Annotated in this window: 4 protein-coding genes; all 4 read right to left on the bottom strand. The window is 72.8% G+C overall.

From position 1 onward, the window contains the following. Positions 1-107 precede the first annotated feature (107 nt). From FNH05_RS28135 to FNH05_RS28120, 4 genes are read right to left on the bottom strand one after another with little or no spacing between them, the layout of a single operon-like run. Positions 108-761 (bottom strand): RES family NAD+ phosphorylase, encoded by a 654-nt coding sequence (locus FNH05_RS28135; protein ID WP_144591873.1) that lies wholly within the window; start codon positions 759-761, stop codon positions 108-110. Between the two features lie 3 nt (positions 762-764). After that, positions 765-1,424: a hypothetical protein gene (locus tag FNH05_RS28130; protein ID WP_144591872.1), complete on the bottom strand. Its 660-nt coding sequence runs from the start codon at positions 1,422-1,424 to the stop codon at positions 765-767. 10 nt (positions 1,425-1,434) lie between these two features. Next, positions 1,435-3,042, bottom strand: a complete 1,608-nt coding sequence (locus FNH05_RS28125; protein WP_186382776.1) for an Hsp70 family protein — start codon at positions 3,040-3,042, stop codon at positions 1,435-1,437. Between the two features lie 16 nt (positions 3,043-3,058). After that, positions 3,059-6,811, bottom strand: a complete 3,753-nt coding sequence (locus FNH05_RS28120; RefSeq protein ID WP_144591870.1) for a CHAT domain-containing protein — start codon at positions 6,809-6,811, stop codon at positions 3,059-3,061. Between the last annotated feature and the right edge of the window lie 135 nt (positions 6,812-6,946).

The raw sequence follows: 6,946 nt of genomic DNA, 5'->3' as shown, positions 1-6,946 counted from the left end.
TCACCCTCGCGGGGGCTGACTTTGCTGTGAAGCCCTGGGCGATACGGCCGTGAGGGGACCCCTCACGGCAAACCCGCAGCCTCCCCGGGCACTACCCCGCCACCCGTTTACGGGCGGGGTGGGGCGATCCAGACGCGGTACTCGGCGAGCATGCCGTTGAGGTAGGCCGCGCCGAACTCGTCGTCGAGGTCCACCTCGTGCTTCGCGTTCGGCTGGAACACCCCCGAGTCGCAGCGGTCGCCGAACAGCACGACGCAGTGCCTGCCCGGGTCCCGTTTCGGCGGCCAGAGGAAGCCCTCCGCCCACGGCGCCTGCTTGCGCACCCAGCTCGCCCAGCGCCGCACTCGCGGCAGGTCGCTGTCTTCGGCGCGGATCAGCCACACGTCCTGGGCGACGGCGTTGAGGTCGGTCGCGTCGCAGAGGGTGACCAGGCTCAGCTCGACCGCCGTGAGGACGAGGCTCAGCCGCAGGCCGGTCACGCCGACCCGCCGGAGCGTGCGGAAACCCTTGGCGGGAGAGGGAATGCTGCCGAGCAGGACGTCCGCGAGCGCGGCGGGGGCGCTGCGGGCGGCGTTGTAGGCGGGATAGGGATCCTCTTCCGTGCCGTCGAAGCGGCCCGCGTGGCGGCGGCCGGGGCGGTACGGGGTGAACTCGGTGGCCTTGCGGGTCTTCGGGTGGACGTGCCACAGCAGGCTGTCGGGAGGCAGCAGGAACCGGTGTGGTGTGCCGTCGAATTCGGCGGGCGGGTCGTAGTCCGGCACGGCTCAGTCCTCCGCTCGCTCGTCGAGGGCGGCTTCGGTCAGTACCTCGTCGTCGACCCGTCCGATCAGCCGCACCGGGGCGTCTCCGAGCCGGGCGTGCTCGCCCAGCCACCAGTCGGCCGCGCCCCAGGGGTCGCCCGCCGCGTCCAGGATGCGGTTGATCCGGCCGACGATACCGGGGCCGAACTGGAAGGCGGGCCACTGGCTGCCGCCGTCGTCCCGGTCGAGCCGGATGAGGTCCTCCCCGGTGGGGTCCCAGCCGCGCGCGCGGACTTCGGCTTCGGAGAGCGCTTCCTCCGCGAGGAGCCAGCGGGTGGCTTCTCGCCGTACCTCCTCCGCGGTCGGCGTCCGGGTCCCGAGCAGGGCGGACCGCAGGGAGTCACGGGTGGCGAACCAGCCGGTGAGCTCGCCTGCCTCCCGTGCCGGGCCGGTCAGGCGCGTGCCGCCGTCCGCCAGCGCGCGGCGCACGGGATGGTCGGCGGGCAGCCGCCGCGCCAGGTACCGGGCCAGATCGGCCGACCGCTTGGTCAGCGCCGCGGGAAGGCCCTCCGCGGCCAGTTCCCGGACCATGCCCTCCACCTGCGCCAGTTCCTCCGCGGCGAGCCGGGACCGCACGTCGTCCCACAGCCGTATCAGCGCGTCCAGCGCTTCCCTGGTGCCCATCCGCGCCTCCTCAGCCCCGCACCGTGTGCCGGGCGATCCCGGCGCGCGCCGCGGCCACCGCCGCCTGGTCCATACCACCGATCTGCAGGTCGAACCGGACCTGGGCGCCGGAGGAGGGTTCCTCGGCGCGCACGGTCAGCTTTCCCGTTTCCGACATGAAGAACGTGACCTCGAACGGGGAGCCCGCGGGCCGGGGCGGCAGATTGCGCAGCAGCCCGCGGCCGATGAGCGCGTTGTCGGCGAGTTCCTCGGATTCGTGCGGGCTGGTCTGCTCCCACACCTCGATCTCCACCATGCGCTGGTTGTCCGTGGCCACCCCGAAAGGGTAAGGCCCGCTGTCGGCGGGCAGCGGGGTGTTGGCGGGCAGCAGGTGCGCGATCATCTTCCGGGCGGCCAGCGGGTTGGTCATCGCCAGCGGGTCGCGAGGGTCGACGGCCTTGACCCCGAACGCCCGCGGTAGCACGGTGGTGACCTTCTTCGCCGCCAGCGACCTCACCTCCTCGGGAGGCAGGTTCAGCCGGTCGGCGACGTCCTCCGCGGGGCCCGACCGGGCGCGGTTCAGCAGCGCGAACAGCGCGGCGCCCTTCGCCACCGCGAGATCCGGCTCGTGGTGGCGGGGGTGGAGCCCGAGCCGGTCGGTGATCCGGGCCGAGACGGCGGGCATCTTCGACATGCCGCCGACCAGCAGGACCTCGTCGAACCGGTCGATTCCCTTGCGGCGGGCCAGCTCCACGGTCCGCGCGGTGATCTCCACCATGCGGTCCAGCAGGTCGGCGGTCAGCTCTTCCAGCTTCTCCCTGGTCAGTTCCACGCGCGCCACGGCCCCGGCGAAGCGCAGGTCGGTGCGCCGGGACTGGGCGCGGCTCAGTTCCTTCTTCAGCTGTTCGGCGGTGGTCTGCAGATCCTGCATGAACGGTTCGTCGGCGGTGGGGTCCAGACGCGGATGCTGTTCGGCGAACACCGCGAGCAGGTGATCGCGGACGCGGGCGTCGAAGTCCGCGCCGCCGAGCGCGGCGTCGCCGTCGGTGCACACGACCCGGATGTCGTCCCCTTCGATCCGGATCACCGTGGTGTCGTAGGTTCCGCCACCGAGATCGCACACCAGTGCGTGGCGGGTGCCTTCCCCGCCGGTGACGGCCTGGTAGTGCAGGGCGGCGGCGACCGGTTCGGCCAGCACGTCGAGCACGGTGAGCCCGGCGATCTCCCCGGCGCGGCGGGTCGCCTCCTTCTCCGCGACCCCGAAGTAGGCGGGCACCGTGATCACCACGTCCCGCACGGTGAGACCGGTGCCCTCCCGGGCGGCCCTGGCGAGTTCGGTGAGGATGAGCGCGGAAATCTCCTCGGGCGCGTACTCCTTGCCGTGATAGGTGCCCGCGGTCTTGCGGCGGCCCATCATGCGCTTGGTCAGCTGCGCCACGAGGTGCGGTGCCAGCAGGGCGGCGTCCCTGGCCGCGGTGCCCACCGTGGCCTTTCCCGCGGCTTCGAAGTAGACCACCGACGGGGTGGTGTCCTCGCCGATGGCGCTCTGGGCGATCACCGGCTTGCCCGCCTCGTCGAGGTAGGCGATGCAGGAGTGCGTGGTGCCGAGGTCGATCCCGAAGGGCGTGTCCGGGGACATGATGGTCTGCCTTTCTCTACTGGCCCTGGTAGGTGAACGCGGCCCAGTTCACGGGGGCGCCGAGCGGATGGGTGTCCAGTTCGTCGGCGAGCAGGCCGCCGACGCCGGGCGGCAGGCGCCGCCGCGGGTTGAGCATCCACAGCTGGGTGGCGCGCAGCGCGGTGGCCGGATCGGGATATCCGGAGTTGAGGTAGTGATGGAACATGATCATGAACAGTCCGGTCGGCACGTCCCGCACCGGCCACCGGGCACCCAGCACCCCGGCCGCGCCCGCGGCCAGGAAGGCGGTGGCCAGGGTGAGCGCCTCGTCGTGCGCGTCCTGGGTGAGATCGCTGACGCAGGTCGCCAGCACCACCAGCCCGCCCGCGGCCCCGGCGGGCCGGGCGCGGGCCTGGCGCAGGATGTCGCGGACCGGGAGTTCCGCTTCCCCGTCCAGGCTGAGGTAGGAGTCGATCGGCGGGTCGGTCCGCCTGGCATGGCAACCGAAATGGAGCACGGAGGCGCCCGGACCGCCCGCTCCGGGCAGCAGCGCCAGTACCCGTTCCGGCGTGATCACCTCCGTGGGATCGCTCCCGAGGTGGACGCAGCCGGGATAGCAGTGCCGCCGGATCTCCTCCATTTCCTCGGCGGCCCAGACCAGATCACTGCCCGCGACCTCGATCAGCGCCGGATTCTCCGGCCACGGCCGGGTTTCCCGCCCCACGCTGTCGGTGAACTGGCGGGCGGACGAGGCGTAGCACAGGATCGCGTCCTGGCAGGCGTAGCGCACACCCCCGGGAACCGGCCGGTACGCGGCGTGCCAGGGCACCACCCCGAGCCGTCCCACCGGGACGAGGACCAGCCGCGGTGGGTGTCCGGGCCGCGGGGTGCCGGTTTCGGCGAGCACCGGGCCCATCGCCGTTTCCCACGCCCACGCGCCGAGTTCCCCCGCCGCGGCCTCCCAGTCCGGCCACGCGCCTTCGTCGTACTGCACCTTCCGTTGCGCCCGCTCGAAATTCTCCAGCGGCCCGCCGGGTCCGGCGCCCAGCCCGGGTAGCGGCAGGTGCCGGATCTCCCCGTCCGCGCGCACCAGCACCGCCAGTCCGTCGCCGTGTTCGTCGCGCGGCAGCAGGTACACCAGCGCCCCGGCGCCGGCCCGCTTCAGCGCCGTCGCGATCGCGGCCGGGTCGGGGGGAAGGAGGATGCCCCGCTCCGCCTCGGTGTGTTCCAGGGCGAGCATGACGCGGCGGCGCAGGTCGCTGGGCACCGTCAGCCCCGGGTCGAGGGGCAGCGCCTCGCCGCCCGCCACATCCCATGGGGACTCCTGGGTTTCGTCCTCCCACTCGCCCGCCAGGTCGTGATGGCCGTTTTCCCGCAGCAGCGCGGGGATCCCGGCGTCCACAGTGGCCGAATGCAGCACCATGGCCCGGCCCAGTTCGAGGGCCCGCACCGCCGCCTCGGGCTCGCCCGCGGCCAGGCACCACCGGGTCACCTGGGCCGATTCCCCCTCCGCCGAGCGCGCGGCGGCCAGTCCGCGCCCCGCCCCGGACTGCAGCAGGACTTCCTGGGTGCGCAGGCGCAGGCCGTCCAGACCCGCGGTGACCGCGCGCCGCGCGTCTCGCCGGTGGGGATCGGCGCGCGCGAAGTAGGCGTCGCCCAGCGCGTTGAAGATCACCGCCGCGTCCGGCACCGCGGGCTCCCGCAGGGCCAGCAGGCGGGCCTCTTCCAAGCGGGAGACGGCGTTGTCGAGATCGCGCGGGCTGCCCGTGAGCAGATGACGCATGCGGAAGGCGTTGCCCAGGGCGACCAGCACCCGCAGCCGCTCGAACGCGGCGAGCGACGGACCGGCCGCGCGGCGGGCCAGCAGGGTGATGCCCCGGTCGAGCTGCCGCCGGTCGCGGGCGGCGAAGGCCGCACCGACCAGCGCTATGCCCTCGTCGCCGCCCTGGTCGAGCAGTGCGGGTTCCTGATGGGCGATCATCTCGGCGGCGGCCCGGAATTCGGCCAGTTCTCGCCCGGAGGTGGGGAACCGGGCGCCTTCGCCGGTGACCGCGGCACGGAGCATGCGCAGGGAGGCCACCAGGCGGCCGCCGCCGGTCCACCGCCGCTGATCGTCCGGGACCAGCCGGTCGGCCTCTTCGAACTCGGTGATCAGCTCGTCGATCAACTGCGGGGTGAGCTTGTTCTGGTTACGCGCGAACTTCGTCATCGCGCTGAGCTGGCGGGGAATCCACCGCCGGTCGGCGGGCAGGTCCGCCGGGAGCCGGTCGGCGTAGTAGGACATCGCGTCGATGTCCTCCAGGTTCCCGGTCGCCAGATACCGCTGGGACAGCAGCGAGCCGACCGCGACGCCCAGGAGCGACCGCAGCTCGTGTCCGTCCGGCAGCAGGTTCGCCGCTTCGCGCATCCGGTCGAGGGCCGAGTTCAGCCGGTCGGCGTCCGTTTCGAGGGTGCCCTGCATCCCGTCGACCCAGCTGAGGATGAAGCTGGTGATCGGCAGGCTGCCCTCGTCCAGGGTGCCGCGGTCGTGCGCGTCCTGTACCAGCGTGCGGACCCGGTCCAGTTGCCCGGCGGACCGCGTGATCCCGGCCTGGAAGACGAGCGCGGACGCGAACCGCATGAGCATCCTCACCCGCGCCGGGTGATCCTCGGGCATGTTCGTGAGGAAGCGTTCGAGCCGTCCGGTCAGGGCCGCGAGATCCTCCGGCTGGTGGGGCAGCCTGCCCTCGGCGGTGATGGCGGTGTGCACGGCTTCGATCGCCGGGCGCAGCGGATGCTCACCCAGGGTTTCGAGCAGCGTGGCGAGTTCTTCGGCCGTCTGGGCGTCGGAATCCTCGCCGCCGCGCCGCGCCCGTTCGCGCCGCAGTGCGGCACCGAGGGCGGCGATGACGGCCGCGTCGGGTGTGCCCGGCTCTTCCTGCGCGACCGCCTCGCCGATCAGCGTGATCGCGTCGTCCAGTTCCCCTGGGGACAGGTTCTGCTTGTCCACCAGGGACTTCTGCATCCGCGTCAGTGCCTTGAGCATCGGCAGGGGGCTGGGTACGCCGGTTTTTCCGATGGTGTCGCCGGCGACGGATTCGAGCTGCCGCACCGCTTCCGCCATGGCTTCGGGCCGCCCCGCCGGAAGCCGCCACTGCAGGTGTTCCACCTGCTCGGCGGTGACCTCGCCGGAGCGGAGTTCGGGCGGGAGCCCGGCGAGGAAGCCCAGCTGGGAGGCGAAGATCCGGCAGACGTCGGCGGTCTCGCGGTCCACGGCCGGATCTTCGGCGAGCGCGGTCAGTTCGGCCAGGCTGCGCACCCGGTCCTCCTCCGCCCCGCCGTACAGGAGGTAGCGCTTCGCCAGCAGCATGGCGAGGCGGTAGCGCACCAGGAGACGCACGTCCGGCTGATCTTCGCCGACGACGGTGTCCAGCGCGGCCTCCAGCGCCGCGATCGCCTCGGGCAGGTGCCGGGTACCGCCATCGGAGCGCTGTAGCAGGCGATGGGACAGCAGAAGCCCGGTGAGCAGGGTGGCGTGGGGCCACCAGGGGTGGTCACGGGGGAGCAGGCGCCGGGCTTCCCGCAGGTAGGCGGTGGCGCGTCTGCGGTCCATGCCCGCGCCGCCCCCGGGACCGTCGAAACGCACGGCACGGGCGAGACCCGCGTAGTACAGCGGGATGGCGCGGCGAGGGTCGCCGGAGGGCAGGATCCCCAGCAGGCGCTCACCGGCCTCGATGATCGCCTCCGCGTCGTCGCGCTCGACCGCCCGCTCGAGTTCGGCCCCCAGCACCGCGATCCGGTCCTGGCTCATCGGTTCGACTCTATCCGCGCGTGCCCGGGCGCGAAGTGACAGCAAGACGTCGCGGGCAGCATGCGCTCACCTCCAGGGGAACACCGGTAGGACGCCGCGGCCGTGGTCCTGGATCCCGTCCACGGGCGGGAATCC

Source organism: Amycolatopsis rhizosphaerae (assembly GCF_007713715.1).
In the GTDB taxonomy this organism is placed as follows: Bacteria; Actinomycetota; Actinomycetes; order Mycobacteriales; family Pseudonocardiaceae; genus Amycolatopsis_E; species Amycolatopsis_E rhizosphaerae.
Note: the sequence above shows the minus strand (reverse complement) of the source record. Positions and strands in the feature narration are given on the sequence as shown.